This window comes from Vibrio sp. 5S239, from assembly GCF_041439575.1.
Taxonomy (GTDB): Bacteria; Pseudomonadota; Gammaproteobacteria; order Enterobacterales; family Vibrionaceae; genus Vibrio; species Vibrio kanaloae.
The window spans coordinates 38,572-65,033 of sequence record NZ_JBGOOM010000001.1 but is presented as its reverse complement, the minus strand read 5'-3'; the positions used below and the strand labels follow the sequence as shown (position 1 = coordinate 65,033).

Annotated in this window: 27 protein-coding genes and 1 pseudogene; 7 read left to right on the top strand and 21 right to left on the bottom strand. The window is 43.6% G+C overall.

Features of this window, described 5'->3' with window-relative positions:
- Positions 1 to 59 precede the first annotated feature (59 nt).
- On the top strand, positions 60 to 404 hold the full coding sequence (locus tag ACED48_RS00315; RefSeq protein WP_017057645.1) for a ribosome recycling factor family protein: 345 nt from the start codon (positions 60 to 62) through the stop codon (positions 402 to 404).
- Positions 405 to 561: 157 nt separating this feature from the next.
- Here ACED48_RS00315 and ACED48_RS00310 read toward each other — a convergent pair whose 3' ends face one another.
- The 15 genes from ACED48_RS00310 to ACED48_RS00240 all read right to left on the bottom strand — a co-directional run bounded on the left by ACED48_RS00310 (position 562) and on the right by ACED48_RS00240 (position 12,320).
- Positions 562 to 801: an RNA-binding protein gene (locus ACED48_RS00310; protein WP_017057644.1), complete on the bottom strand. Its 240-nt coding sequence runs from the start codon at positions 799 to 801 to the stop codon at positions 562 to 564.
- 125 nt (positions 802 to 926) lie between these two features.
- Positions 927 to 1,190 (bottom strand): hypothetical protein, encoded by a 264-nt coding sequence (locus tag ACED48_RS00305; RefSeq protein WP_017057643.1) that lies wholly within the window; start codon positions 1,188 to 1,190, stop codon positions 927 to 929.
- A 228-nt stretch (positions 1,191 to 1,418) separates the two neighbouring features.
- A complete protein-coding gene (locus ACED48_RS00300; protein WP_017057641.1) occupies positions 1,419 to 1,961 on the bottom strand; it encodes a DUF3833 domain-containing protein in 543 nt (180 codons plus the stop codon).
- The gene (locus ACED48_RS00295; protein ID WP_017057640.1) at positions 1,958 to 2,581 is read right to left on the bottom strand and encodes a chalcone isomerase family protein; all 624 of its coding nucleotides are present in this window, start codon (positions 2,579 to 2,581) and stop codon (positions 1,958 to 1,960) included. The genes ACED48_RS00300 and ACED48_RS00295 overlap by 4 nt, the downstream gene beginning before the upstream one ends.
- A 3-nt stretch (positions 2,582 to 2,584) precedes the next feature.
- Positions 2,585 to 3,109: a DUF2878 domain-containing protein gene (locus ACED48_RS00290; protein ID WP_017057639.1), complete on the bottom strand. Its 525-nt coding sequence runs from the start codon at positions 3,107 to 3,109 to the stop codon at positions 2,585 to 2,587.
- The gene (locus ACED48_RS00285) at positions 3,087 to 4,367 is read right to left on the bottom strand and encodes a cyclopropane-fatty-acyl-phospholipid synthase family protein (RefSeq protein ID WP_017057638.1); all 1,281 of its coding nucleotides are present in this window, start codon (positions 4,365 to 4,367) and stop codon (positions 3,087 to 3,089) included. Before ACED48_RS00285 ends, ACED48_RS00290 begins: the two co-directional genes overlap by 23 nt.
- Positions 4,368 to 4,486: 119 nt before the next feature.
- Positions 4,487 to 5,293 carry a DUF1365 domain-containing protein gene (locus tag ACED48_RS00280; protein ID WP_017057637.1) on the bottom strand — a complete coding sequence of 269 codons (807 nt, stop codon included), beginning with the start codon at positions 5,291 to 5,293 and terminating at the stop codon, positions 4,487 to 4,489.
- Positions 5,290 to 6,561, bottom strand: coding sequence for an NAD(P)/FAD-dependent oxidoreductase (locus tag ACED48_RS00275; RefSeq protein WP_017057636.1), 1,272 nt, complete (start codon positions 6,559 to 6,561; stop codon positions 5,290 to 5,292). The genes ACED48_RS00280 and ACED48_RS00275 overlap by 4 nt, the downstream gene beginning before the upstream one ends.
- 2 nt (positions 6,562 to 6,563) lie before the next feature.
- Positions 6,564 to 7,295: an SDR family NAD(P)-dependent oxidoreductase gene (locus tag ACED48_RS00270; RefSeq protein WP_017057635.1), complete on the bottom strand. Its 732-nt coding sequence runs from the start codon at positions 7,293 to 7,295 to the stop codon at positions 6,564 to 6,566.
- Entirely contained in the window at positions 7,295 to 7,726 is a 432-nt protein-coding gene (locus ACED48_RS00265) for a nuclear transport factor 2 family protein (RefSeq protein ID WP_017057634.1), read from the bottom strand. The genes ACED48_RS00270 and ACED48_RS00265 overlap by 1 nt, the downstream gene beginning before the upstream one ends.
- A 14-nt stretch (positions 7,727 to 7,740) precedes the next feature.
- Entirely contained in the window at positions 7,741 to 9,156 is a 1,416-nt protein-coding gene (gene phrB, locus ACED48_RS00260) for a deoxyribodipyrimidine photo-lyase (RefSeq protein WP_017057633.1), read from the bottom strand.
- The gene (locus tag ACED48_RS00255; protein ID WP_017057632.1) at positions 9,153 to 10,100 is read right to left on the bottom strand and encodes a DUF523 and DUF1722 domain-containing protein; all 948 of its coding nucleotides are present in this window, start codon (positions 10,098 to 10,100) and stop codon (positions 9,153 to 9,155) included. Before ACED48_RS00255 ends, phrB begins: the two co-directional genes overlap by 4 nt.
- Before the next feature lie 168 nt (positions 10,101 to 10,268).
- Positions 10,269 to 10,958 carry a ChrR family anti-sigma-E factor gene (locus tag ACED48_RS00250; RefSeq protein ID WP_017057631.1) on the bottom strand — a complete coding sequence of 230 codons (690 nt, stop codon included), beginning with the start codon at positions 10,956 to 10,958 and terminating at the stop codon, positions 10,269 to 10,271.
- Entirely contained in the window at positions 10,951 to 11,598 is a 648-nt protein-coding gene (locus ACED48_RS00245; protein ID WP_017057630.1) for a sigma-70 family RNA polymerase sigma factor, read from the bottom strand. Before ACED48_RS00245 ends, ACED48_RS00250 begins: the two co-directional genes overlap by 8 nt.
- 110 nt (positions 11,599 to 11,708) lie before the next feature.
- Positions 11,709 to 12,320, bottom strand: coding sequence for an LON peptidase substrate-binding domain-containing protein (locus tag ACED48_RS00240; RefSeq protein WP_017057629.1), 612 nt, complete (start codon positions 12,318 to 12,320; stop codon positions 11,709 to 11,711).
- 275 nt (positions 12,321 to 12,595) lie between these two features.
- On the opposite strand from ACED48_RS00240, the pseudogene ACED48_RS00235 reads away from it, so the two are divergent.
- The 3 genes and pseudogenes from ACED48_RS00235 (at position 12,596) to gltS (ending at position 14,981) form a co-directional block, all read left to right on the top strand.
- Positions 12,596 to 12,981, top strand: a pseudogene (locus ACED48_RS00235) (tautomerase family protein).
- Positions 12,982 to 13,093: 112 nt separating this feature from the next.
- Positions 13,094 to 13,450 carry a YibL family ribosome-associated protein gene (locus tag ACED48_RS00230; RefSeq protein WP_017057627.1) on the top strand — a complete coding sequence of 119 codons (357 nt, stop codon included), beginning with the start codon at positions 13,094 to 13,096 and terminating at the stop codon, positions 13,448 to 13,450.
- 304 nt (positions 13,451 to 13,754) lie between these two features.
- Positions 13,755 to 14,981, top strand: a complete 1,227-nt coding sequence (gene gltS / locus ACED48_RS00225; protein WP_017057626.1) for a sodium/glutamate symporter — start codon at positions 13,755 to 13,757, stop codon at positions 14,979 to 14,981.
- A gap of 85 nt (positions 14,982 to 15,066) precedes the next feature.
- Here the strand turns inward: gltS and norW are convergent, their stop codons facing one another.
- From norW to ACED48_RS00205, 4 genes are all read right to left on the bottom strand, one after another.
- Entirely contained in the window at positions 15,067 to 16,221 is a 1,155-nt protein-coding gene (norW, locus tag ACED48_RS00220) for an NADH:flavorubredoxin reductase NorW (RefSeq protein WP_017057625.1), read from the bottom strand.
- A gap of 1 nt (position 16,222) precedes the next feature.
- Entirely contained in the window at positions 16,223 to 17,722 is a 1,500-nt protein-coding gene (gene norV, locus ACED48_RS00215; RefSeq protein ID WP_017057624.1) for an anaerobic nitric oxide reductase flavorubredoxin, read from the bottom strand.
- Positions 17,723 to 18,079: 357 nt separating this feature from the next.
- Positions 18,080 to 18,736 (bottom strand): NAD(P)H-dependent oxidoreductase, encoded by a 657-nt coding sequence (locus tag ACED48_RS00210; RefSeq protein WP_017057623.1) that lies wholly within the window; start codon positions 18,734 to 18,736, stop codon positions 18,080 to 18,082.
- A gap of 315 nt (positions 18,737 to 19,051) precedes the next feature.
- Entirely contained in the window at positions 19,052 to 19,918 is an 867-nt protein-coding gene (locus tag ACED48_RS00205) for a hypothetical protein (RefSeq protein ID WP_017057622.1), read from the bottom strand.
- Between the two features lie 618 nt (positions 19,919 to 20,536).
- Here ACED48_RS00205 and ACED48_RS00200 point away from each other — a divergent pair.
- From ACED48_RS00200 to ACED48_RS00190, 3 genes are all read left to right on the top strand, one after another.
- Positions 20,537 to 22,423: a PTS mannitol transporter subunit IICBA gene (locus ACED48_RS00200; RefSeq protein WP_017057621.1), complete on the top strand. Its 1,887-nt coding sequence runs from the start codon at positions 20,537 to 20,539 to the stop codon at positions 22,421 to 22,423.
- A 182-nt stretch (positions 22,424 to 22,605) separates the two neighbouring features.
- Positions 22,606 to 23,754 carry a mannitol-1-phosphate 5-dehydrogenase gene (locus ACED48_RS00195; protein WP_017057620.1) on the top strand — a complete coding sequence of 383 codons (1,149 nt, stop codon included), beginning with the start codon at positions 22,606 to 22,608 and terminating at the stop codon, positions 23,752 to 23,754.
- A gap of 50 nt (positions 23,755 to 23,804) precedes the next feature.
- Positions 23,805 to 24,341 (top strand): MltR family transcriptional regulator, encoded by a 537-nt coding sequence (locus ACED48_RS00190; RefSeq protein ID WP_017057619.1) that lies wholly within the window; start codon positions 23,805 to 23,807, stop codon positions 24,339 to 24,341.
- A 258-nt stretch (positions 24,342 to 24,599) separates the two neighbouring features.
- On the opposite strand, the gene nagB is transcribed toward ACED48_RS00190, so the two are convergent.
- Together nagB and ACED48_RS00180 are read right to left on the bottom strand one after the other, a co-directional pair.
- Positions 24,600 to 25,400 (bottom strand): glucosamine-6-phosphate deaminase, encoded by an 801-nt coding sequence (gene nagB / locus ACED48_RS00185; protein ID WP_017057618.1) that lies wholly within the window; start codon positions 25,398 to 25,400, stop codon positions 24,600 to 24,602.
- Between the two features lie 580 nt (positions 25,401 to 25,980).
- Positions 25,981 to 26,334 carry a DUF413 domain-containing protein gene (locus tag ACED48_RS00180; protein ID WP_017057617.1) on the bottom strand — a complete coding sequence of 118 codons (354 nt, stop codon included), beginning with the start codon at positions 26,332 to 26,334 and terminating at the stop codon, positions 25,981 to 25,983.
- Positions 26,335 to 26,462: the final 128 nt, after the last annotated feature.

Below are 26,462 nucleotides of genomic sequence, written 5' to 3'. Positions count from 1 at the left end.
GTGCTGAGTTGCGAGTACTAGCGCTTCAATGATTGATAGAGATTGGTTGGCAGAGAGTTATGTTTAGCGTCCCATTGAATAGTTTTGTACATCGTGTGAGTGATAAAAGCCAAGTGATGGCTAATGCTGCGGAATGTGGATGCCAGTTGAAACGAGTTCGTCGTTCGCGTAATTGGTTGTTGGTCGCTCAAGAGCATCAACTCGTTGAATTTAAAGCCTTGCTCACCCACGAAAAAGACGGTTGGATCGCCATTGCGATAGACAAAGTATTGCCTAAACCTGTGGTGTGTTTGGCTTCTATGTTAGCGGCGACACCCTCGATGACGGTCGCTCAGTTGGTGATGGAATCTGGATGTTCGATGGCAGAAGCAAGGCGAGTTATTGATGAACATGAAGGGTTGTAAGCGCGAACTTTAAGTGAGTCGAACGGGTTGTGAAAAGAAAATCGCGAGCAGCAAAAAGCCCGTAACGATATTGCGTTTTTCAACGAAATATCGTTACGGGCTTTATCATCTGTGCTGCCGTTAAGCTAAGCCACTTGGCTTATGAAGCATTGCTCGATTAAGAGTTCGCTACTTTTACACGAATCGTGTTTTTACCAAGCTTAGTCATGTTCAGCTTGTTTAGCGCCGCTTTCGCTTCTTCGTGCTCTGGCATTTCAACAAAAGCAAAGCCTTTTGAGTCGCCAGTTTCTTGGTCTAAAACTAGGCTGCACTCTTTTACTGAGCCAAACTCAGAAAATAGCACACGGATGTCTTGCTCAGAAGTAGAGCGTGATAGGTTACGAACTAGAAGTTTCATAATAAACCTTGAATATGAATTTACGCCGAGCATTGTCGCACACTTTCATGCTCACCCTGACATAATAATTTAAGTTCATGCTTGCTTGGGTTTGTTAAGTCATGCCAGCGGTTTTTAGAGTCAGGTTACTCTTCGTCGAACTGTTTGATCGTGAACGCGTCTTCGATTCGGTTAAGCTCTTCTTGTTCTTTAACTCGCTTCTCTTCTTGAAGAGTCGCTTTCGTTTCGTTGAAACGTTTTTTCTCGGACTTAGTCAGGAATTTTACAGCTTTTTTGTTGGTCAGTGCGTAAGCAACGACGTCTTCACCTTTTTCTCTGCGGTCGTTTACGCGTTGTGAGAAACGTTCATTGTCGCGAGCTTTACGCTCCGCTGAGGTCAACTTGCTCATGCTTTAAAGCCTTTTCAATTAATCATGTTAGGAAATCTACGCTAGCGAAACAAATAGGAACTGCTATGTGTGAGCCTAGCCCATTTGTGTGCTGGTGGCGCATCTTAGCACAGAGCGTTGAGCTTGCAGGTATGCAATTCGCGAGATCAAACAAAACAGCCCACAACATATCTTTGTGGGCTGAAATTTCGCGCTAAACGAACAATATTAAATCTAAGGTTCGCTTCATCAGATTTTCTCTATGTATAAGATGACCTCACCGACCTTAAAGCCAAACTTCGACATTTCGGTTTTGTTGAATAGTCGTTTTTCGTCCATTAAGAACATCCAATCATCTAGTACGACTTCATAGGTGCTGCCGTCTACTTCGATTTCGAGGTCATACTTCCAGTACAGGGCGGAGCCTTGAGTCTCACCATAAGCGGTTCCAACGACATCGTTGGCAGTCCCAGAATAGGTGTTTTCGCCCGTTTTGATCAGATTCCAAACGCGAGTTGAGCGCTCACCATCAGCAAAGGAGAACCACTCTTTTATCTCTCCGTTGTCACCGTCCCAAGTCGCGATAAGTTTGGCATCAAAGCGGCGCAGCAGGTTACCAGAGCGGTCGAGCACCATGCCATAGGCCATCAGATCACCATTAAAAAAGGTTTCAAGCTTGAGCTCTGGCGTAGTGTCGACATGGTCTTCTAAACTTGCAGAGCCACAGCCCGCTAGCAAAATGAGAGAAAGCAGTGCTAGAGCGAGTTTTATTATTTTTGTTTTTGGACTCATTTATTTAACCCTAATAGTTGTTTGCGTAGGCCGGGCTCGGATGTGTTTTCAGATAGCCAGATTGCCAAAAAAGCTTCACCAAATTGTTTGTCTTGGATGGTGCCGATCGGTTGTTCGTCGAAGTAGAACCGGCTTATATTGTCTTCTGTTACACGGATAGTGAGTGTGCTTCCTGCTTCAACGTTAGGCCACATCTCGTACAAAGGTTGTAGCCAACGTTGAATATTGTTGTTTGAGTAGCCAAGTTTGTTCCATTGCTCTTTGGTTGCGTCTACGAGGTCTTTGCTATCTATCGCGCGGTAATACTCAAGTTTTAATGCTCGATCTGAGTTGGTTGGCGTTGCGTAGAACTCAGCAGAATAAAGTTTCCAAAACAGGTAACTCATTTCGCCTTGGCCGCGTTTATTTAAATCATCAACAGCAGAGGCGTTCGCGTTTCCAGTAAAGAAGAGCACAGCAAAAATCAGGGGTAGTGTGATGAAGCTTACCAATCTGTTTGTTGTTTGAGTGCTCTCTTGATTTAGATAGCTTGATTGCACTGTAGATTTTGACAGCGCACGAACGCGGCTTGTTTCGTTCTCAGGTATGAACGCTTGGGTAGGGTTGCGTGAATAAGCCATAAGTCACCTCGTTGTCCTTGCTATTTCAGGTTGTACTAAGTTGGAGTAGGCGGCCACCAGTAAGGGCAACAAAATTCCCCAACTTATTGCAAGGGCTGCGACTACCGATGCATCTGGCCAAGTAGTAATAAGGGCGCCTACTTTGATGCCTCCCCAATAGCTACTAGTACCCGCTACGAACCCTATGGCGAACAAGATCACTTTCGAGCATTTTAAAAGCCAATTTAGGCTGTGATTGAAGCTGATCAAAAACATGATCCATAGACATACGAGCCACACTGGAAACCATGATTGATTGGCAATTTCAGAATCGACGGCAAACACGCCGAAGTAAAGCATGAGGCTATCAAGCAATAGCCCTAATGGAAGCAAACAGAGTATTTTCAGGTCACGACTACGAGTCGGAGAGAGAAGGAAATGAACAGCGACAATCAGTGGCGCGATGAACGGGGCTTGCGCGGTAAAGAAGGCGCTGCAAACCCAGGTCGCTTGAAACAAGACCAGATTAATAATCCAAAACTGTTTCATCTTTTGCTCCAAAGTAACGAGGTTTTCTGGCCACTAGGTGATGTGTACTGATCACGCGCTCTTTGAATGCGCCTTCACAGTAACAGAAATAAAAGATCCATAAGCGCTTAAACTCTTCTGAATAACCGAGAGACTCTAACTCTTGCCAGCTGTTTTCAAAGGCGATGTTCCAGTCGTTAAGCGTGCGAGCGTAGTGCAGGCCTATGTCATTAATTTCTTGGACGACAAGGTCTGTGCTGGTCGCAAGGTGTTGAGTCATCACTGAAACCGAAGGTAAACAACCGCCCGGGAAAATGTACTTCTGAATAAAGTCGACGCCTTTGCGGTATTTATCGTAACGACTGTCGGCGATGGTGATTGCTTGAATCAACATCTTGCCTGAAGGTTTCAGTAGCGAAGAACATTTCTCAAAGAAGGTTTGTAGATATTCATGTCCGACTGCTTCTATCATCTCGATAGAAACCAATTTGTCATACTCGCCAGCGAGGTTACGATAATCTTCCTTAAGGAGGGTGATTTTGTCGGTTAAGCCAAGCGCTTTTACTCTCTGTTCTGCAAGCGCGTGTTGGGCATCTGAGATTGTGGTTGTGGTGACATGGCAACCATAGTGTTGCGCCATGAATATAGCCAAGCCACCCCAGCCTGTGCCTATCTCGACCACGTTATCGTTTTCTGACAACTCTAAGCGCTCACAGATGGTTTTCATTTTGTTTTGCTGAGCTTTGGATAGGGTTTCTGCTTCTTCGCTGTAGATAGCGGAAGAGTATTGCATTGAGCTATCTAAGAAGCGCTCATACAGTTCGTTGCCAATATCGTAGTGAGCGAGAATATTTCGCTTAGAGCCCTGCTCGGTGTTGGCATTCTTACGACGAAGCAATAGGTTTTTGATGCGAGAAATCCACTGTGTTTTATCGTCCAATTCGTCTAGCTGCGATTGGTTGCGCGCCATGATCTGGATAACGCGAGTCAGATCTGGGCTGGTCCATTTACCATCAATGTAGGCTTCGGATGCACCAATACTGCCGTTGATGACAACATCTCTAAAAAAGGTCGCATCGTGAATCACAATTTGACCTTTCAAGTCGGCTTCTCGATCACCAAACACTGAATTTTGGTCTCGCTCGATGATTTCGAGCGTCGCAAATTGCAGGCGTTCTAACACCTTGAAGATTAAAGATCGATATTTACAGTTGCTTGAAACAGCAACGGCTTTAGCTTGTTGTTTAATGTTGTTGTTTTGTTTTGCAAGCTGTTCCATGTAAACCTCGCTGAGAACTCATTTAAATTTTTTAGGTCAACTAAGGTTGGGTGTTGTTCATTGGTTTGAGACGCCCAAATCGTTAATTGAGTTGTACTATTTAGTGACTGTAAAGGCGCTTAAGACGTTGAGTCTGGATGCGCCACGAACGGTACTTTTTTCAGGAATAATTTGAGAGCCTGATAATAAATTCCCATCACGACTTTTATCGTCATCGCCGGAATTTTGAATACTGTTCGTCGAATGTTTTGCTTGGTTACTGACTGCTTGGTCAGTGCCAGCGTTGCATCGAAAAGCTTTTCGTCTCGGCGGCTTTCGATGTGGACTAATGTTCGTTTCGCTGGTGGCTTAATCTTCCAAAAGTAGGTCATGTTTAAGTCCATAAACGGCGATACGTGGAACTCTTTCTTAACCTTTAACTCTTGTTGCATGTCGATCAGATAGTAGTGTCGTTGTCGCCAAGGTGTGTTACTCACTTCAGCCAACATATAGCGACACTCTCCGGTTTCGTCGTAGCAGAAAAAACAGTTGATTGGGCTGAAATAAATACCTAAACAACGGCACTGTGCCAACATTGTTACTCTATTTGACTCAGACCAAACCCCACCAAGTTGTTGCACTTTGGAAGCTATACGTTGCTTAAGTGATTTTGGTTCATTGTTAATGCTATTTTCTTTTTTTTCAGCGAGATAATCCGATTCGACAAAGCGAATCGGGTTATACCATTGAGTTCCGAACAGCGCACTACGCGCTGTGGTTTGGGGCAGTTCATCAAGATCCAGCCCCATCATATATAGCTGATAGCTGAACTCGTGGGTGATGTCGCCGAAACGGCGATGTCTGACGTTACCCCAATAGATCCCGCTGAGTTCTTCACTCTTTTCTGGATCGGCCCTCATGTCGGGTGTCAGGGCGTGAGTGTTCATAGCGCTGAACTCGTATTCAAATCTAAGCCGAAGCGTTTGGTTACATCAAGTGCGCTGTGGACACCATCTTCATGGAACCCGTTATACCAATAAGCTCCTGCGAAGTGAGTTTGGTTTTTGCCACAAATCTGTTCACGCTTGTGCTGAGCTTCAACCGTGTTCGAGTTTAGAACGGGGTGGTGATAGACAAAGCTGCGAATGATTTTCTCAGGTGCTATCGCGTCACTTTGATTTAGGGTTACACAGAAGGTATCTTGGCTTTCAATGCCCTGTAGGATGTTCATGTTGTAAGTGACACAAGCCGGTCGTTTGCTGTCGCCATCGAGCATGTAGTTCCAACTCGCCCAAGCCAGCTTTCTGTCTGGTAGTAAGCGAGTATCCGTGTGGAGCACTACTTCGTTGCGGCTGTAAGGGATCTCGCCTAGTACCTGCTGCTCTTGTTCGGTCGCATCACCAAGTAGGCGCAGGGCTTGGTCTGAGTGACAGGCGAATATCACTTCATCGAAGTCTTGTGTATCACCATCTTCAAATTCAATGGTAATACCAACTTCTTGGCGGGTGACCTGTTTGATTGATGTATTCAACGCAACCGGTTTGTTCAAACGCGAAAGGATGATCTCAACATAAGATCGCGACCCTTTAGGAATCACGTACCACTGAGGTCGGTTGGCGATGTCTAGCAGGCCATGGTTATAGAAGAACTGAATAAAGAACTTAAGCTCAAACTCTTCCATCTCTTCTAAGCTTGTTGACCAAATAGCGGCACCCATCGGTAGGATGTAGTGCTGGCTAAAGAAGTCGGAAAACTGGTTATCTCGCAGGAAATTACCAAGGGTAACGTCAGGCGTGAATACATTGCTTTCGAATTGTGCTTTACACAATTTGTTGAACTTAAGAATGTCGGAAACCAAAGACCAGAACTGCGGTTTAAAAATGTTACTCCTTTGAGCGAATAATGAATTAATGCTGTGGCCATTGTATTCAAACTTAGTGGTCGAGTTGTGAACACTGAAGCTCATCTCAGTCGGTTGCCTTTCCACACCGAGTTGTTCTAGAAGCTGGTTGAAATTCGGGTACGTTCGATCGTTGAATACAATAAAGCCGGTGTCGATAGAAAACGCCGAGCCTTGATGTTCAATATCAACGGTGGCAGTGTGCCCTCCAGCGTAATCATTTTTTTCAAATACCGTTACGTCGTGGTGCTTATCCAATATATGCGCGCAAGTGAGTCCAGAGATGCCTGAACCAATAATGGCGATTTTCTTCATTGTTATACCATCCTTGAAGCGAGTTTTTGCCAAACTTGAGTTGGAAGCATTCTTAATAGCTTCATCAACATGATGAATCGTCTTGGGAAATCGATCTCACTCTTTCCTTGAGCAATACCGTTTACGATTCGCTGAGTTGCGGCCTCACTACTAATGATCATAGGCATAGAGAACGTATTTCGCTCGGTTAATGGTGTTTCAACAAAGCCTGGATGCACAATTGATACATGAATATCGTGTTGTGCCAGGTCAACCGAAAGCGTTCTGCCTAAATACGTGAGTGCCGCCTTAGAAGCGCCATAAGCCTCAGCTCTAGGCAAAGGCAAAAAGCTCGCGCTTGAACTCACCAAAACCAAGCGACCGCCGGGCTTGATGTTTTTGAGCCATGCTTTTAAAGCGTAGCCAATAGAGATCAGGTTGATATTAATGACGCGTTCGAAAAGCTCCGCATCAAAATTCAATGGATCATCGATATACTCACAATCACCTGCATTCAAAATTAGCAGGTCGAGTGGCTTGTTGTGGTCAAGCTCAGGGAAATTGTGGTAATCGGTTAGATCAAAACAGAGTGGCTCAATGGATGAGTGTGATAGGTCTGTTTTGTGGGAATCGACTAAGGTTTGCAGCTTGTCTGAGTTGCGGCCACAAGCAATTACTTGATGCCCTTGCTGAGCATAATCGAGTGTCAGTGATTGGCCGATACCTGAGGTCGCGCCAGTGATCATAATACGCATTATCGGCTCGCTCTTTTCTTGATGGATTTGATGGCACAGCCTAACACTGGAATGTGTTCATACAACATAGAACCGACGTCGAGGTAGTCTCTGTGATAGATCACTTGGTCATCGAGCATTTTGATATGGCTGTGGCCTTGAACTTCGATAGGCTTTTGACCATTTAACTGCTTGTGAGCAAACTGCATTGTCCAATATATAGACGCCTCATCTTTCACCTCAAACTTGTGCTCTATGTGAAAGTAGCAGCTGGTTACTTGGGAATATAGGTTCTCAAAATAGTGCGTCAGTGCTTCGATCCCACTGACTTGATGCAGTGGGTCCTGGAATTCAATTTTTGGATGATACACCGTTTTCAGCACATCAAAATTCTCGGTACCAAGTTCTCGATACATGTTGAGAAAGTTATCAAGCCATAGAGAGTTATCCATAATACTCACTCTAATTATTTGAAAAAGGCTAAGGCTCTCAATCGTGCTTCTTTATGTTCGACGATGGGTTGCCAGTATTCGCTGTCTATTCCGTTTTTAGCGATAAAGTCATGTGGGAAATGTACATGCTTATCAGGGATATTTTGCAGCTCTGGTATGTACTTACGAATAAAAATGCCTTTTGGATCAAACTTTTCACTTTGAGTGATTGGGTTGAAAATTCTAAAGTAAGGTTGAGCGTCACAGCCGGTACTTGACGCCCATTGCCAGCCACCATTGTTGGCACTAAAATCACCATCGATAAGGTGCGACATAAAGAATCGCTCGCCCCAGCGCCAGTCAATGAGTAGATGCTTGGTCAGGAAACTCGCCACCACCATTCTTAACCGGTTGTGCATCCAGCCAGTCTCAACTAATTGACGCATTGCGGCATCAACCAATGGATAACCAGTTTTACCTTCACACCATGCTTTGAAGCTTGGGTGGTCTTGATGCCAATCTAAGCCGTTGTATTTGGGCTGGAAATTAGAGCCTTTCACTAAATCAGGGTGGTGAAACATCAGATGTTTATAGAAATCTCGCCATATCAATTCATTAAGCCAAGAAAAGGCAGGTAATTGAGTGTCAAATAATAGGTCAGGTTGCTGCTGAATCAATTGAATCGCTAGCCACCTCGGACTGACCGCTCCTATTGTTAAATAGGGTGATAACCCTGATGTGCCTTTAATCGAAGGAATATCCCTAAACGTCGCGTAGTCGTTGACTTTGTTTGCTAGGAAGTTGGGAATCACGCTTTTTAATACATCTTGGCTTAATGGCCAGCGACTTGAATCAACACGAGGAAAGTCGAAATCATAGTCAGCGGAGATTCTTAAGGCTTTTAAGTCATCAGGAAGCTGTTCTTGTGAAAACTCAGCAGGCACGAAAGGAGCAGGGTTACAGATGATGCCTTTTACCTGAACTTCTTTTAGCCAAGCGTTCTTAAAGGGTGTAAAGACTTTGAACATCTCACCTTGTTTGTTGAGAACGCTACCTAGTGGCAGCATTACATCGCAGTCGCTTACCTTCAGGTTTAGGCCGTTTGAAATCAGCTTTTGATCGCGAGCTTGTTCATCAACCTCAGGCTCTGAGTTTGCGTAGACACATGTCGCATCGAGCTGTTTACATAAGTCGACTAGTTTTGTGGATTGGTCGTTAAAATCAGTGGCTTTGAGGTGCAGCAGAGTGATACCGAACTCCGAGAGCTGTGATTCTAGCTGCTTGAGGTGGCGGTAGATAAAATCTGCTTTTATTGGTGCTAGGTGATGCCGTTGCCATTGCTGCGGGGTAGAGATAAAAACGGCGATAGTTACGCCGCTTTCAATTGCAGCGACGAGAGCGGGATTATCGTGAATCCTTAGGTCTCGTCGTATCCATAAAATATCGCTCAATATCCGTACCTCAGTTTAAGTTCTTGTGGGTGAGGGTTTAGATACACTTGTGACTCAAGGTATTCATTTGGGTACTCCATTAGATAGTGGTTTATCAGTGTTAATGGTACTAACAGAGGAATGACACCTTCGCGGAATGAGGTTATCTGATTGGCAAGTTCTTGCTTATGCGCGCTGCTCAGTTGCTTTTTGAAGTAACCCTGAAGGTGTTGCAAGGTGTTAGCGTGGCTACCACGGTTCGCGTGGTGAGATAACGCCGTCATCAAACCTTCAATGTATTGACTTGCTAGTTCATCTATCTCTAAATCATTACTGGCCAGTAGCTTGCCTAGGCTCTTATAACCTTCTACGTGATGACACATTACTAGGTACTTATGTGCACTGTGGAACTGAATTAATTTGTGTTTAGTCACGCCCTCATCGACAAGGTCTAACCACTTTTGATAGGTGAATACTCGTGTCATGAAGTTTTCGCGCAAAATCGGATCGTTAAGGCGACCGTTCTCTTCAACTGGAAGTAACGGGTTCCCATCCATAATTTGTTGGGTGAACATGCCCACGCCTGTCGATTCAGAACCGCGGCCATGATGGTGGTAAACTTTCACTCGTTCCATACCGCAGGTCGGGCTTTTTTGGCAAACAATGAAACCAGCAATGTGCTGATTGTTTTTTGAATAGTTTTGTCCAAACTCAATAAGCTCATTGGTTACATCACCGGAACCGTCTGGACGAGAGACATGGATGATGTCATCTAGTTGACGAGTTTGACGAATGGTTGGTCTTGGTGTCGGTAGACCAATTGCCATTTCTGGACAAACTGGTTCCAATTCGACATATTCTGCAAGGTCGTCTGTGCAGAAGCGAGAACGTTTATGTCCTGTATCAAACCGAACTTTGTGACCGGCAACACATGCACTGATGCCTATCTTGATTTTTTTGTCCATTGGCCAACTCCTTCGCTCTGTGCTGTTTAATTTAGTCTAGGCTATTTAACAAGTTCAGAGCTGTACATAGCAGCTCTGTAACTTGATGATTTTAAAAAGCCGATATAATTTTAGACTATTTATTTATTGGTCTCTATACCGTTCTGTATACCTGAATCACACTTACTTTTAGTAAATGTACTTACCCAATGGGTTGAATAACTGACTTACGCCTTTAGTGAAATGCATGGCGTCGCTTGAAACCGTTAAACACACACAGCCTTCTTTAGTTTCTGGTTGATGAGTGTGTTTACCGTCTAACCAGATGAAATCGCCTTTGTTATAGACTCCCATTTCGTCCTCGAAGCTTCCCTCTAGCAGTAGGGTTATTTCAAAACCTTTGTGTGTGTGGCAAGGCACTTGTCCGTTTTTGTCTATATGCAATAAACTGGTGTGGTGCGACTCATCATCGAAATCGAGTCTTGCTCTCGATATTTTCCCTAAACTTATCCAGTCTTTTAGTGCGACTGAGTTAAGCGCTCTAGGAAGCGTAAAAGTGGTTTTAGCTACTGTTATTTTCTGTATTTCTGGCTCCATTTCAACGGATTGAGATAAGTCAGCGGTGATTGATTCAATTGCATTTAAATCAAACTCTACATCATCAGAAAAAAAGGTGTCGATTTCTCTATGACCCAGAGGTAATTCTAAATTGTCAGTGTCAAATACAGTGTTGGCAGCTTCGGCTGTTAACTGATTAACTTGTTGTTGGCAGTGTTCACAGAGCTCAACATGGCTCGCTACAATCAAAGAAACGGAATCAGCGAGAGAACCCCCAACAAAGCTTTTCAACATATTTAAATTTGGGTGATGTTTAATCATGGTTTTGTTCTCCCATGTGGACCTTAAGTTTGGCTAAAGCGAGTCTTAGACGTGATTTGACGGTTCCTAGCGGGACATCAAGTTGTTGAGCGAGTTGTTCTTGTGATAGCTCTTGAAAGTAAACCCCTTTCACAATCGTTTTCTGGGCGAGAGGTAGTTTCTCTATCTGAGTCATTACATGACGGCTCATTAGATGGTCACCAAATGGAAGCTCTTCGTTTTGAGATTCCGCTATCATTGAATCGATTGGCCAGATATCGTCTGCAATGGTTTGTTCCGCTTTTGATTTCACTTTTCTCAACACATCGAAAGCAGCGTTTCGCATCACGGTGTACACCCAAGTCGTTGCCGCGCCTTTCTCTTCGTTATAGAGGTGTGCTTTTTTCCAAACATTAGCCATTGAGTCTTGAACAAGTTCGTTAGCCGCAGCTTCGCTCCCCAACTTACTGATACCAAAGCGTTTGATTTTGGGAGCAAAAAACTTAAACAAATTAGTAAAAGCCTGCTTGTCTCGGTCTGTACCAACCAAAATCAACCAGCTTGAAAGCTCAGCTGGTACTTTGGTTTCGGTAGGTAATTTGTTATCGGGAATAATGACATGCTCCTTGCCTTTCCCTGAACTTCTCATTTCCACTTGCATAGTATCTGACCATCATGCGAATTTGGTTAACACTACGCAGAAAGTAAAGCTCGGGATCACTTCTATTTAAACTAATTTCTATTATACGAAATTATAGTGAATAAAAGTGTCTATTGCCCCGTAATGATTTGATTAAGAAAAGGAACGAGAGAAGGAAAGCTCGCGGGTCTAGTAAATTCGGCTTTTTTTTCTAGAGGGATAGGCAACATTTCCAAGAGTCTTGCACAAGTCCATTGAGAATTTTCGAAGTCAGGTGTTGGATAAAGCGTTCTGATCGATTCATTTTCTCTGAAAAGCTGAACAAGAAATGAGGTCATGATATTTGGGGTTTTGGCATTTAACTCTGGCCAGTGAGGCAAGTTTTGAAAGCGACTGGTGATCAGAGTGTCTTGTTGACGCATTGCATCCTTAAGCTTAACTAATTGAACGCCTTCAACGTCGATTTCAAGAATATTGTCGTCAGAAATATTGAAGTCCACTATCGTTACTCTGGTTCCCCATGAGCTGAGTGTTTTGGGTTTTGCTGCATCTTGGGGGGCGATGATAAACCCACCTCCTTGAGACGCACTGGAGACCATTTTCAAGTATTTCTGTTCGAAAATGCGTAGTCTCTGTCTACCGTTTGGTAAAATAAACAAAGGAAGCGGGAATACTGGCAGTCTGTCAAGTGCTTCTGATTCGGTGTTATCTAACGGCTGTATTTTTTTAGCTGATTTAGGCACATAGTACTCCTTCAAACATAAAATTCATTTTAGGGATATACGTTCCTAGTTTGGTGTACGATCAATTTGATGAGTCATGGTTTATCGGGGAGTGGCCGAGTGTAAATCGGTGGTCTGCATTTTTTGTTGCACCTGTTAATAAATTCATTGTTTATCCCTTCTTTCATGAATGCCATTAGGTTATATGATTAAATAGTAAGCGAATGGATAGGTGAGATAGTGAGCGTCTATCTGACGGAGATTTCTTTATCCGACATCACATCAAAGGAATGGTCATGATCGTTATTTATGGTATCAAAGAGTGTTTAAATCCTATTAAGTTACAGCTCTCTAATGTTTTACAGCAATGTTTGAACAGTGAGATGGGTTTACCTGATGACAAGCGGGCGCATCGATTTGTTCCATTAGAAAGAGATGACTTTTTTATCCTGAAGGGCGGTCTGAAGCTTACACCGTTATTGAAATCAACATGATGGAAGGTCGAGCTGTTAACACCAAAAAACGGCTGATTAAGAAGATTTTCTCAGAAATAGAAAAACAGTTAGGTATCTCTCCTTTAGATATCGAAATTACGATAAAAGAACAGCCGTCACACTGTTGGGGTTTTAGAGGCATGACGGGAGATGAAGCTCAAGACCTCCAGTACAAAGTGAAGGTTTAGCTTATGTTTGGTTCTGCGGGCGATTTATCAGATAAATTTCGGTTCGCGTAAACCCTTGTGCTATACTCCGCGCCCCAATCCAAGTTGGCTTGCTTAATCTTAGGAAATTATTATGAGTGCTAAAAACGAACTTCAACAAATTAACAACCGTCTAGACAAGTGTCGCCACAAGTTAGCGGCTGCTAAAACTCGTAATGATCGTCCTGTTGTTCGTCAATTTGAAGACGAGATTAAGAAACTTACGAAGAAAATTGCCCAGCTTAAACACAAAGAAAGCTTCGATGTGAATCAAGAGCGTAAATCGCTGATTGATATGCCATTTAGCCGTGAAATCACCAAAGCTGAGCAAGCGGATATGGGGAAACTGAAAAAGTCTGTAAAAGGATTAGTGATTGTTCACCCAATGACGAAGATTGGTAAAGAGCTTCGTATTGAGGTTATGACAGGTTATGCCCCGAAAAAATTCTAATTACCTGTAATGGTAATAAAAAAGGAGCTAGCAGTAGCTCCTTTTTGCTTTATTAGGCATTTAGAAAGGTATTGAGCGGCGATATTATTTCTGTCGGCTTGTATTTCTTTGAGGTGATTGTTGTTAAAAAACCTTCGATAAAGGTTAACACGTTACATACATAGCACAGAGCGAACACGGCAATGTGCTCGTTTTTCTAATCTACAACTTCTCACCTATTTACATAAATATAAGCGGAGCAACACATAATTACAGGTCACTAGACTCATTAGGGAATATGAGAACGTAAAAATATAGAGGTTATATGAATCAATTAATTTCAATAGGGCCACTAGAATCTTTCCTAATCGCGATTAGTGTTTTGTTTCTAGGCAACTTTGTAAATGCAAAGCTACCGGTTCTCAAAAAATACAATATCCCAGAGCCCATCGTGGGCGGCTTGATCGTCGCTTTTGCTATTACAGCCCTACACTTTAATGGCGTTGATCTAGAGTTCTCTTTGCCATTACAGAATACATTCATGCTAATGTTTTTTGCTACCGTCGGCCTTGCCGCTAACTACACACAGTTGATAAAAGGTGGGGCAAAGGTATTTCTGTTCCTAGGGGTCGCCTCTGTTTATATCATCATCCAGAATGGTGTGGGTGTAACTCTCGCCACGGCACTTGGTCTCGAACCTTTGATGGGGTTGATTGCAGGGTCAATTACGCTATCTGGTGGTCACGGAACTGGCGCCGCTTGGGCACAAACTTTTTCAGAGACCTATGGCATTGCCAACACCCTAGAAATTGCGATGGCGTCAGCGACTTTCGGTCTTATCATCGGCGGTATTATTGGTAGTCCGGTAGCCCAAAAGTTGATTGATAAAAACAACCTAGAGTCTGAATACGGTACTGGTACACAAACTCACGAACGTTTCCCTGAGTTGGTGACTTACAACGAATATGAAGAAGACAAAGTAACGGCGAAGAAGGTAATTGAGGTTCTTTTCATTCTTCTTATCTGCATCACTGGTGCGAGATACCTAGAACAATGGGTCGCTACTTTTGAAGTTTCGTGGTTGATGATTCCTGACTTTGTGTATGCGCTATTCATTGGTGTGTTCATTACTAATGTTTTTGAAGTGACTAAGCTGCACAAAACCGACAGTGAAACGGTCGATATTCTTGGTACCGTGTCATTATCGCTGTTCTTAGCCATGGCACTAATGAGCCTTAAGCTTTGGAACATTTTTGATCTTGCGATTCCATTCTTGGTTATCCTTAGTGTTCAAGCGGTGGTGTTGGGACTTTTCTCTTACTTTGTGACCTTTAAGGTGATGGGGGCGAACTATGAAGCGGCAGTTATGTCGGGTGGCCACTGTGGTTTCGGCTTAGGAGCAACGCCAACAGCAGTAATGAACATGGGGTCTTTGGTGAGTCGATTCGGTCCATCGCCACAGGCGTTCATGGTAGTGCCAATTGTCGGTGCCTTCTTTATCGATATTGTTAACCTGATCATCCTACAAGGGTACATCTCGTTTATAGGTTAATGGTAATACAGAGAATTGATACAAAGAAAACCAGTCGATTGACTGGTTTTTTTTATTGTTCTACTTTGCCTTTTCTTAACTGCGTTTATGCATGTGGCGGTGAACTTATTTGTAATTCCTTTAGCAGAGAAAACGCAGATTGGGTGTGCTCACCAGTGACAATAAATCCTACAAGCTGGTTAGATTCATTAAAGCCTTTGGCAATAATCCCTTTCGGGTCAAACCTCGCTTCCCAACTCTGAACGGTTTGAATATTTCTACCTGCCAGTTGAATAGGATAACGGGGTGTTTTTACCTTAGTAATAATATTCGGCAGCCTTAGCTTGCCTTCTCCTGTGGTGAGTTGTTTAGCTAATATGCTGGCCGACAATACGGCGGGTTGTAGGTAAGCCATTACTTGGCCTTGAATCTCAGTACAATCACCAATCGCATAGACATTTTGTATGCTGGTTCTCATTGCTTCGTTAACGATGATACCTCTGTTCACCTCAATGCCCGCTTGTTTCGCTAGTGTGGTGTTTGGCATTAACCCAGCAGCAGCGATGACTACGTCGGTCTTGATTAATCGAGAAGACGTTGTTTGCAGCCTCACCCCATCCGGGAGATAAGTTGCGCGACACACTGCAGAATCGGTTTCGACGGTAACACCTGCTTTTGTTAGTTCCCTTTCCAATTCAAGGGAAACGAAAGGTGGCACTAGGCTATTTAGCAAGTAACTCGCAGGCTCAATGATGGTGACATCTTTGCCTGCGGTTTGAAGGTCGAAGGCGAGCTCAACGCCGATTAATCCTCCGCCAATCACGGTGATTCGTTGAGCATCATCAATTTGAGCTTTGCTCCTTTCGAATTCCTCTAAGCTATTTAGTGTAATGGTCGCCTGAGGAAGCAACCCTTCTGCTGGCGGTATAAAGGGTGTAGCGCCAGTCGCTAGTACAAGTTTTGAGTAGGGGATGACATCATCGCCAGCGACAATAAACTGCTGCTCGGTGTTAATCTCGTTTACCCAAACGTAGGTTTTAATGACAACGTTATATTGCTTTGCTAATTGCTGAGCATTATTCATCACGAGCTGTTGAGGTGTTTGCTCATTACTGAATACGTGCGAAAGGTTCGGCTTGCTGTATTCAACACCAGAGTCCGCCGTGACCATAGTAATAGTAATGTTTTGGTCAGCTTTACGAAGCATCTTTATGGTTTGTAGGGCGGCGAAACCACCACCCACAATCACAATGTTCGACATGTTATTTCTCCACAAACACTTCTTTACCTAAATGGCATTCAGGGCAAAGGAAATCATCCGGCACTTGTGCCCATGGTGTTCCCGGTTCAACGCCTTGGTACGGTTCACCTAACTGTGGGTCGTACACCCATTCACACACAGTACAGCGCCAGCAAGTGCAGTCTGCGCTGCGTGCTGACTTGTCTTGCGATTCTTCTGGCTTCTGCTCTGCCGTGTCTTTTAGCTCGGTTGGGGGGCTTGTCGGTGCTGATTCAATACGTTGAACGTTGCGCTCAACTTGTTTAGGCTCACTAACCTCGTTCGCATCGGCGCGCCAAACCTCAGCCAGTGTCATGCCGTAATCAATACATTGGCGAAGGGCGTCTGTGTCTGGTTTCCAGTGGATGTGTTGCGGTGCGCTGACTTCGAAATTAGCTTCACGTAGGCGAGCATCGATGCGTTTAACTGCGCCACCTGTCCAACCTGAAGAACCAAAGGCTGCGGCTCTTTTTTCTGCGAAACGCAGACCGTGTATCTCTTCGAGCAGCGCTGCGATCTGCGGCATCATCACATTGTTCATGGTCGATGAGCCAACGAGTACGCCCTTTGAGCGAAAGATGTTGGCAAGGATGTCATTCTTGTCGTGCTTGGAGATGTTGAACACCTTGATTGCCGTCTCTGGGCTGCCTTTACGTATTCCCTTAGCGATAGCATCGGCCATCATGCGAGTATTATTCGACATGGTATCGTAGACAATCGTAATACGATCTTCTTTGTAGGCCTTAGACCACTCGTAATACTGCTCAACGATTTGCGTTGCGTTATCGCGCCAAATACAACCGTGAGAAGTGGCGATAACATCGATAGGCACACCCAAGCTCAACACTTCTTCTATCTTCGCTTTCACCAAAGGCGCGAAAGGCGTCAGGATGTTCGAAAAGTAACGCAGACATTGGTCATGAAGTTCTACTTGGTCTAGCTGGTCGTTGAATAGGTTTTCGTCACAGTAGTGTTGGCCGAATGCATCATTACTGAACAGGATTTCGTCGCCCGTTAGGTAGGTCGCCATTGAGTCTGGCCAGTGCAGCATCTTCATCTCAACAAAGATAAGTTGCTTGCCGTTACCCACATCGAGCGTGTCGCCAGTTTTAACTGTTCTGAAGTTCCAGTTAGGTTGATGGTGATGGCCAACAATCGAGTTCACTCCTGCTTCCGTACAGTAAACTGGTGTGTTTGGAATTTTGGCTAATAATGCTGAAAGTGCACCTGAGTGGTCTTCTTCGGCGTGCTGACAAATGATGTAGTCGATGTCGTTGATATCGATTTCCATCTCAAGGTTTGCAAGGAATTGCTCAGTAAAGCGATGATCAACGGTATCGACCAGCACTGTTTTCTCTTCACGGATCAGGTACGAGTTATAGCTGGTACCTTTGTTCATGTGGTATTCCTTGCCATGAAAGTGCTCGGTTTCCCAGTCGTGGACGCCAACCCAGTGAACATTTGATTTAACGTGAATAGTCATAATGATAATACCTTATTTAAATATCTAAGGTCATCATTGCACTAGTTGTGCCATGTTTTTAATATATTGTTTTACATTGGTTTTTTTTGGATTCACCTATTTGGGTGTGTCTTTATGACTGTATATGTTGTGTAATCAAAATGATTATTAAGTGTCTTTATGACTAACTTTATTCGGGCAACTTTAGGTCGTTAAATAGCAGGAATAAAAAAGGCCAGACGAGTGTCTGGCCAAAACAAGGCAGTGTTATTTAACAGTCTGAAGTTCTGTTAAAAATATATTTTGTAAAACGAAAAAGCGTTTTAAAGAGTAAAGCGCTGTAGCTATTGGTACATGATGCATAGCGCATGGGAGCTATTACAGCGTAGTAACCACTTCATCAAGAGCTAGACGCGCTTTTGGTTTACCGTGGTTGTAGTCTTCGCCGTCTTTGTGGTAGCCGATAGCGAGTGCGACATCAACAACGTGACCTTCTAGTTCTTCAGCAAATTCTTCGCCGATCATAGCAGCGTCTACACCTTCCATAGGCGTTGAAGCAATACCAAGACGAGCCAGTGTGTGCATTGTGTTACCTAGCGCGATGTACACTTGAGACTTAGTCCAGTTACCGTTGAAACCTGTTTCGTCTGTGTTCATTTCTGCGAATGCGTAAGCCCCTAAGAACTGCTCGTACATTTCAGCGGGTAGGTGACCAGAGCTTACTTCTGTATCAGCACGCTTAGCAAATTTCTCTTTAGTGTACTTAGGATCGTGAGCAAACAGGATCGTATGTGACGCTTCTTTCGCATGCGGTTGGTTAAACTGGAACATGTTCTCGAAAGTATTGTGGAAGCGCTGCTTAGCTGCGTCGCTCTCAATGATGATGAATTTCCAAGGCTGAGAGTTAATTGAAGAAGCAGACAAACGAAGTGCTTCTTTGATTACTTCCATGTCTTCCGCAGAGATGCGTTTTTCTGCATCGTATTTTTTAGCTGTGTAACGAGTGTTTAGATCTGAAATGATTGGATGAGTCATGTTGAATCCTAATATCTATCAATAATAAATGTTGTAGGGTTTTATGTTCAGTAGCGTCAACAATAAACGGATAACGCATTTAGGCTGTATATCTATAGATGAACAGTCAGTTTCTAAAAGATTGAACGCTTAAATGGCTATCGAACATGCCCCCATAAAATCGAGTATCTGCGGTAGCTCAAGTCGATGGGTGTAAGATAATAGAAGAATGACTCGGGAAAAATAGCGAACATATCAAATCACTATGGTAAATAATGTCCATAATAAGTGATTAAGTGTGATCTTGATATGTTATGGCGCGCTAAGATCAGTCGCTTAGTACGCCTTTATGCCATATTGACGCAATAATGGTGGAAGTACGCTGTCTAGGCTTGGGATATCTTCTGGGGTGAGTTCAATTAAGCTGAAGCCGTGTTCTTCGTATGTTTCTCTCGTTTCAATGCGTTTGTCTTCAGCGACAGGGGCAGAATCGGTTCCCCAAAACTGGATGTACACCTTGCCATTTGGCAGGTAAAAATCGCTGATCACTTCTTTTGATATTGGCAGTGGACGTTCGTACGCATGCATCACTCCTGCCATATAAAGCCAGTTATCTATGATCAGCTCTCCCTTTGAACGCACATAGTGCCCATCTAAGGTTCGGTGTTTGGCCTCAAACTTCTGGCGGAAGCTAGAAAACGATACATCGGTCGAGTGGCTTTCTGCATCGTGGCCTAAAAACTCGACAACAGATTGCTTTAATCGTTTATTACGAACCAACGAATCGTGCCACACCACGAATAAATTCTCAGTCGCTTTGTCTTCTCTTTGTTCACCTCCGGCTTTTAAGCCTGTAGAGGTGACGTGCCAGCCATTTTCTTCTTTCTTTATCCACCCAAGTTCATTGAGCAACAAGTTGATCTTCTTAGCGCTGAGCTCAAAAGCGTGGCCAAGTTGCGTCGCGGTTAATGTTTTGCCAGAGAATGAGTCTAAGTCGATGAGCAGTTTCTCTGGCCAGACAATAAAGACACCAAACTTCTTGTGTTCGACATATTCCCCACCAAAGCTTTCTCCCCGTTCTGTGAGAATCCAACGCTCTTGTGAACGCACTATATAGCCCGCTGTTTTTAGATCGCTAAATAAAGCTTTAGCTTCTATGCCTTTTTGTTTAGCGAGTGCGGATGTGGAAATTTTGTCTGACATAGTCTTTTCTCAAATAGCGGAGTGATCAGCTGATTCATGTTGAGGCGGTAGTTAATATGAATAGGTAAATACAATAGCACATCTCTTGCTGCTGACAGCAGTGCGTTGTGATCAGCTTTTGCTGCAAGAGTGTGGTGAAGGTGCGCATGATGTATAAGCCAATGGTGTAACCGAGAAGATGCGATTGGATAATTTTGAGTGTGATCTATGTCTTACTGTTTTGTAATTAAATTACACAATACCAGTTAATACTCAAGGGTATGCGTATATTTCGCGCTTTGTATGGCGTTCTTTTATACATTTATTATCGTTTCATTGAGTGTTCTTTTGCTTAATGTGATTTTTGTCACTATTTATTTTTAATGGTTGCGTATTAAAATGTGATCTTGATCGTTAGTTTGTGAGAATTATTCTCACTAATTTTGCTTTGTAATTTAAATTCATGGCATTTTTGTGATCTAAGGCATTATTGCTAACCCTAAAGTGTTTTTTGTGTGTGATGTTTGTCACGAAAGTTGGCCTAAGGTGCATTTTGGAAATGTTGTGATACATTTTAATCAACTTTTGAGCACACACTTTCGGTCATTTGACCAACCAATACAATACGGGGTTCTACCTATGTTATCACCAGAAGCAAAGATCAAGGTTCAAAACTTTGGTCGTTTCTTATCTAATATGGTAATGCCAAACATCGGCGCATTCATTGCGTGGGGTTTCATTACTGCACTATTCATCCCAACCGGTTGGTGGCCTAACGAAACGTTAGCATCAATGGTTGGTCCTATGATTACGTACCTATTACCACTATTGATCGGTTATACCGGTGGTAAAATGGTTGGTGGTGACCGCGGTGCGGTAGTCGGCGCTATCACAACAATGGGTGTTATCGTTGGTACTGATATCCCAATGTTTATGGGTGCAATGATTGTAGGCCCACTAGGTGGTATCGCAATTAAAAAATTCGATGAAGCTGTTCACGGTAAAGTGAAGAGTGGTTTCGAAATGCTAGTGAACAACTTCTCTGCGGGTATCATTGGTATGATCTGCGCAATCATCGCATTCATCGTGATTGGTCCTGCAGTTAAAGTGCTTTCTTCTGGTCTGGCGGCTGGTGTGAACGTGATGGTTGAAGCGGGTGCATTACCTCTTGCTTCTATCTTTGTTGAACCTGCGAAAATCCTATTCCTAAACAACGCAATCAACCACGGTATCTTCTCTCCACTAGGTATCCAGCAATCTGAAGAAATCGGTCGTTCTATCTTCTTCCTAATCGAAGCAAACCCAGGTCCTGGTTTCGGTCTTCTACTTGCTTACATGGTATTTGGTAAAGGTAGCGCTAAGCAATCTGCTGCTGGTGCATCTATCATCCACTTCCTAGGTGGTATCCACGAAATTTACTTCCCTTACGTTCTAATGAACCCACGTCTAATCCTTGCTGTAATCGCAGGTGGTATGACGGGTGTATTCACTAACGTAGTGTTCGATTCTGGCCTTATCTCCCCAGCATCTCCAGGCTCTATCTTCGCAGTATTGTTGATGACACCTAAAGGCTCTTACATCGGTGTGGTTCTTTCTGTTATCGCTGCAACGGCTGTGTCTTTCATCGTAGCTTCAATCCTACTTAAGACTTCAGCTCAAGGTGACGACGAAGGTTCACTAGAAAAAGCCTCTGCTCAAATGAAAGACATGAAAGCGTCTTCTAAAGGTGCAGCAGCAGAAGCAAACGTCAACCTAGCGGATGTAAAAGCAGTCTATGTAGCCTGTGATGCGGGTATGGGTTCAAGTGCGATGGGTGCAGGTCTTCTACGTAAGAAAATAGAAACAGCTGGCCTAGACATCGTGGTAACCAACTACGCAATCAACAACCTACCGGCTGATTCGCAAATCGTTATTACACATAAAGACTTAACAGACCGTGCTCGTAACACCGTTCCAGGTGCAATGCACATGTCTTTGAACAACTTCTTAGACGCAGCAGTATACGACCAACTAGTCGCTGAACTTGTAGAAGCACAAAGTGGTGACGTAAAAGCTCCAGCTCCTGCAGCGGCTCCAGCACAAGAAGTCAACAAGTTAGCACTCACTGACGACAGCATTTTCCTTGGCCTAAAAGCGACTCAAAAAGAAGACGCAATCAAGTTTGCTGGCGAACAATTAGTAAAACTTGGCAACGTATCACCAGAATACGTAGACGGCATGTTTGCTCGTGAAGAGCTTGTGTCTACTTACCTAGGTGAGTCTATCGCAGTACCACACGGCACAATCGAAGCGAAACAGTACGTACAAAAAACCGGCATCGTTTTCTGTCAGTACCCTGAAGGTATTCAGTGGGGCGAAGATGAAGATGATATCGCGAAGATGGTTATCGGTATTGCCGCACAAGGCGATGAGCACAACATGGTTCTGATGGCTATTACCAATTCACTCGATGATGAAGAAGCTGTGGAATGCCTACAGAACACAACAAACCCTGCTGATGTTCTACGTATTCTCAACGGAAACTAAAAAGCTCTAGTCAAGCTCCTGAGTGAAGGAGGCCGGTATCCCCCTACTGGCCTCATTTTCGGTCTTAATCTTTCTAAAAGATTCAGTCTGAATAGCTTACTGCTTAATGTCTAGGGCACATCGTAGAGGCATGTTGTTGAGCAGTTAGCTATCTAGATTCAAATATTTATAAGGTCAAAATTATGAAAGCGTTACATTTTGGTGCAGGTAATATCGGTCGTGGTTTCATTGGTAAGCTTCTTTCTGATGCTGGTATGAAGGTTACGTTTGCTGACGTAAATGAAACGGTTGTAAATGCGTTAATTGAACGCCAAGAATACCCAGTTAAGATTGTTGGCGAAGAGTGTGTTGTCGAAGTTGTTAAGAACGTGACAGCAGTTAACTCAGCGACAAGCGCAGTAGTAGATTGCATTGCTGAGTCTGATCTTGTGACGACAGCAGTGGGTCCTACGGTTCTTAAAATCATCTCTAAGTCTATCGCTCAAGGCATTGAAAAACGTGCAGCAGCAAACAACACTGCACCAATGAACATCATCGCGGCAGAGAACATGGTTCGCGGTACAAGCCAATTAAAAGCAGCCGTGTTAGAGCACCTTGCTGATGAAATGAAAGCGTTCACTGAAGAGCACATTGGCTTTGTTGATTCTGCAGTTGACCGTATTGTTCCACCGGCAGAAGCAGGCGAAACAGATCCTCTAGCAGTAACGGTTGAAACGTTCAGCGAGTGGATCGTAGATCAAACACAATTTAAAGGTGAGATTCCAAACATCCCAGGTATGGAATGCACTGACAACCTAATGGCTTTCGTTGAGCGTAAACTGTTCACGCTAAACACAGGTCACTTGGTAACGGCATACCTTGGTGTGCTTGCAGGTCACGAGACAATCAAAGACTCTATCGAAGATGATGTAATCCGCGCTGAAGTAACAGCGACGATGGAAGAGAGTGGTGCGGTTCTGATTAAGCGTTACGGCTTTGATCCAGAAGCTCACGCTGCCTACATCCAAAAGATTCTAGGTCGTTTTGCTAACCCGTTCCTACGTGATGAAGTAGACCGCGTTGGTCGTCAGCCAATTCGTAAACTGAGCCCGCAAGACCGTCTAGTTAAACCATTAAACGGTACGCTAGAATATGGTCTACCGAATACTCACCTAGTAAAAGCTATCGCTGCTGCGTTCCATTACAAGAACGAAGATGACCCTCAAGCGGTTGAACTTCAAGCAATGTTCGCAGAAAAAGGCTTTGCTGAGACATTAGCGCATTATTCTGAGCTGAATAGTGACTCAGAAGTTGTTAAACTAGCGGAACAAGCTTATCTAGCATTGAAATGATAAACCATCAAAGTGTCACACCTGTGACACTTTCTTATTTTCGAGCCGTTATGCCAATACAAACTAGCCATGAAACTGAATTACTCGAAGCCCTTTCGGAAGCTGAGAGTGCTGGCGCCTGCCTAATGGCGGCTTATGATGCATTGGACGACACGGTAGATGCCGTATTAAAGAACATCTTTAAGAAAGACGACACGGCAATTAAGTTCGTTGTCGAACCACTTCTCAACAGTGGTGGGCCGTTAGGCGAGATCATGATTCGTGCTAAGTTGCTACTTGGGCTTGGCGTGATCAGTAAAGAACTCTACGACGATCTCGAGGTTTTCGTTACCTTGAAAGAGTGGGCGAAAATACAGGGTGAAGACACCAGCTTTACAGAAGTTGATGTGATATTTGAGCTCAACAAGGTGCACGCGATTCAGCGTATTATGCCTATCGAATATGACGCGGAGATGGTGGAAACGATGTCTGGCCCAATGCTTGAAATGTTCTTGGGGCGACATAATCAAAAGGTGAAGTCGACGATCATATTGGCTATCACTGACATTATCACTACCCTATGCCGAGATAACGCGCTGAGCTCTTAGCGCTAGTTTGCAGCCTTGCTTACTTGTTTAACATCCTACACATCTAGTAGCTGTTCGTTCGTTTCAATACAAAGTTTAAAATGATGGCGGTTTCTCTCGTTGGAGAAATCGCTTTGTTGTTTTTGTGCCTCTAAAAATATCCGAAACCTCTTCCCATTAAACACAAAATCAACGCGCACAAAAAAGCCACATTCAGTGGCTTTTTTTATTCAAGACGCTCTCTTTATAAAAACGCCTTTCTATTCAAGACTATGCGGATTATAGGTCTTGGATGTTCTCAGCTTCTAGCTCTTGGAAGTAGCGTAGAGTCTTAACTTTTAGCTCTTGTTGAGCTGGCTCATCAGCAACGATGATCGCTTTACGGTGCATCTGTAGAGCGGTAACCGTCCACATGTGGTTTACAGAACCTTCGATAGCCATTTGAAGCGCTTGCGCTTTGTTGTGGCCTAGAGAAAGGATCATTACTTCTTCAGCGTCTAGAAGAGTAGCAACACCGATAGTTAATGCGTATTTAGGAACTTGGTTGATGTCGCCATCGAAGAAACGAGAGTTGGCAATACGAGTGTCTTCAGTCAACGTCTTGATACGAGTGCGTGAAGATAGAGAAGAACCTGGTTCGTTGAATGCGATGTGACCGTCGATGCCTACGCCGCCCATGAACAGGTTGATTTTGCCGTATGAACGGATTTTCTCTTCGTATGCTGCACAGTGAGCATCGATGTCTTCAGCTTTGCCGTCTAGCAGGTTGATGTTTTCTGCTTGGATATCAACGTGGTTGAAGAAGTTCTCATGCATGAATGTGCGGTAAGACTCTGGGTGGTTTGGGTCGATACCAACGTACTCATCCATGTTGAATGTTACAACGTGCTTGAAGCTTACTTCGCCAGCTTTGTAAAGTTCAATTAACTCAGCATAAGTAGTTAGAGGTGTGCTACCTGTAGGAAGACCTAGTACAAATGGACGCTCAGCAGTTGGAGCGAATTTGTTGATAGAATCTGCGATATGACGAGCAGCCCATTTACCTACTTTAGCTTTGTTGCTTAATGGAATAAGTCTCATTGATTTTGCCCCTAGAAATTAAATTTACAGTGTTCTGAAACATTAATTCGCATTATAAAATAAGTTATCAAGTTCTGCTATTGTTTTAGGTCAAGTTTTTACTTTTTTCCTCGTATCTGTGACTAGAACGCTCAAAATTGCACAATTACTGTATGGATATTTGGTGGCGTTAAACAAGATTAATACGCTTGTCATATACAGGAATGTTGATTTGATTCAGTGCCTAAAAGGGTCAGTGCGTTTCAACCTATTAAATAGCTTTGGCGTATTAAAGATCTTCAGTGTAATAACGAGCTTTGAAAGTATAGTTGAGGCAGCAAAATAATGGTGGCAATGTAGCGCTATCGTGATAAAAGGAAACAGCAGGGTGAAGAATGATGATCCTAATTGGGTCTGATACCCGTGAAATTGTGTGAGAACAGAGGTCTGTTCACGCTATCGTTATGAATTATCTATAAATATAGGTAAAACCAAGCAGGTTAGCTAAACTGACCAACTACGAAGAAAAATCGTGTTTGAAGATAAAAATAGAAGGTAAAAAAAAGCCCAAAGTGATGAGGTATCACCTTGAGCGTTTTTACTAATCTTCTAACACTAACTCACTTTCGTATTCTTCTCTAGACACTTCGCCACGTTTGCAGCCGTTTAGGGTATGAAAGCGACGGCGTCCACGAGCCAGTTGAATGTATTTCAACCAAACACGCTCTAACTTTGACTTAGCCTTATGAGGGTGAGACAGCACTTTTAAGAAATGTTTTTCTTCAGCATTGGTTGGCGTTAACTCACCAGTCTCAAGTGCTAGCATTGTGTCACCAAATAAGGTCAGGACTTCCTCTTCTGAAAGAGTAAAATTACCTGATTTAGCGAACCCTCGTGGGAATTTAGTGGTGTCATAAAAACGTTTTTTTCCGTGTCGGAATTCGGTCTCAGACATATCAGCCTCAGTAATGTGGTTAGATAGAAATTAGTGTTTATTGTTCACGCGAACATATTGTTAAAAGGCTACAATGGGAAACAAAATGTTTTTGCCTTTACGATAAACAATTCTAGATCGGCTAGTTA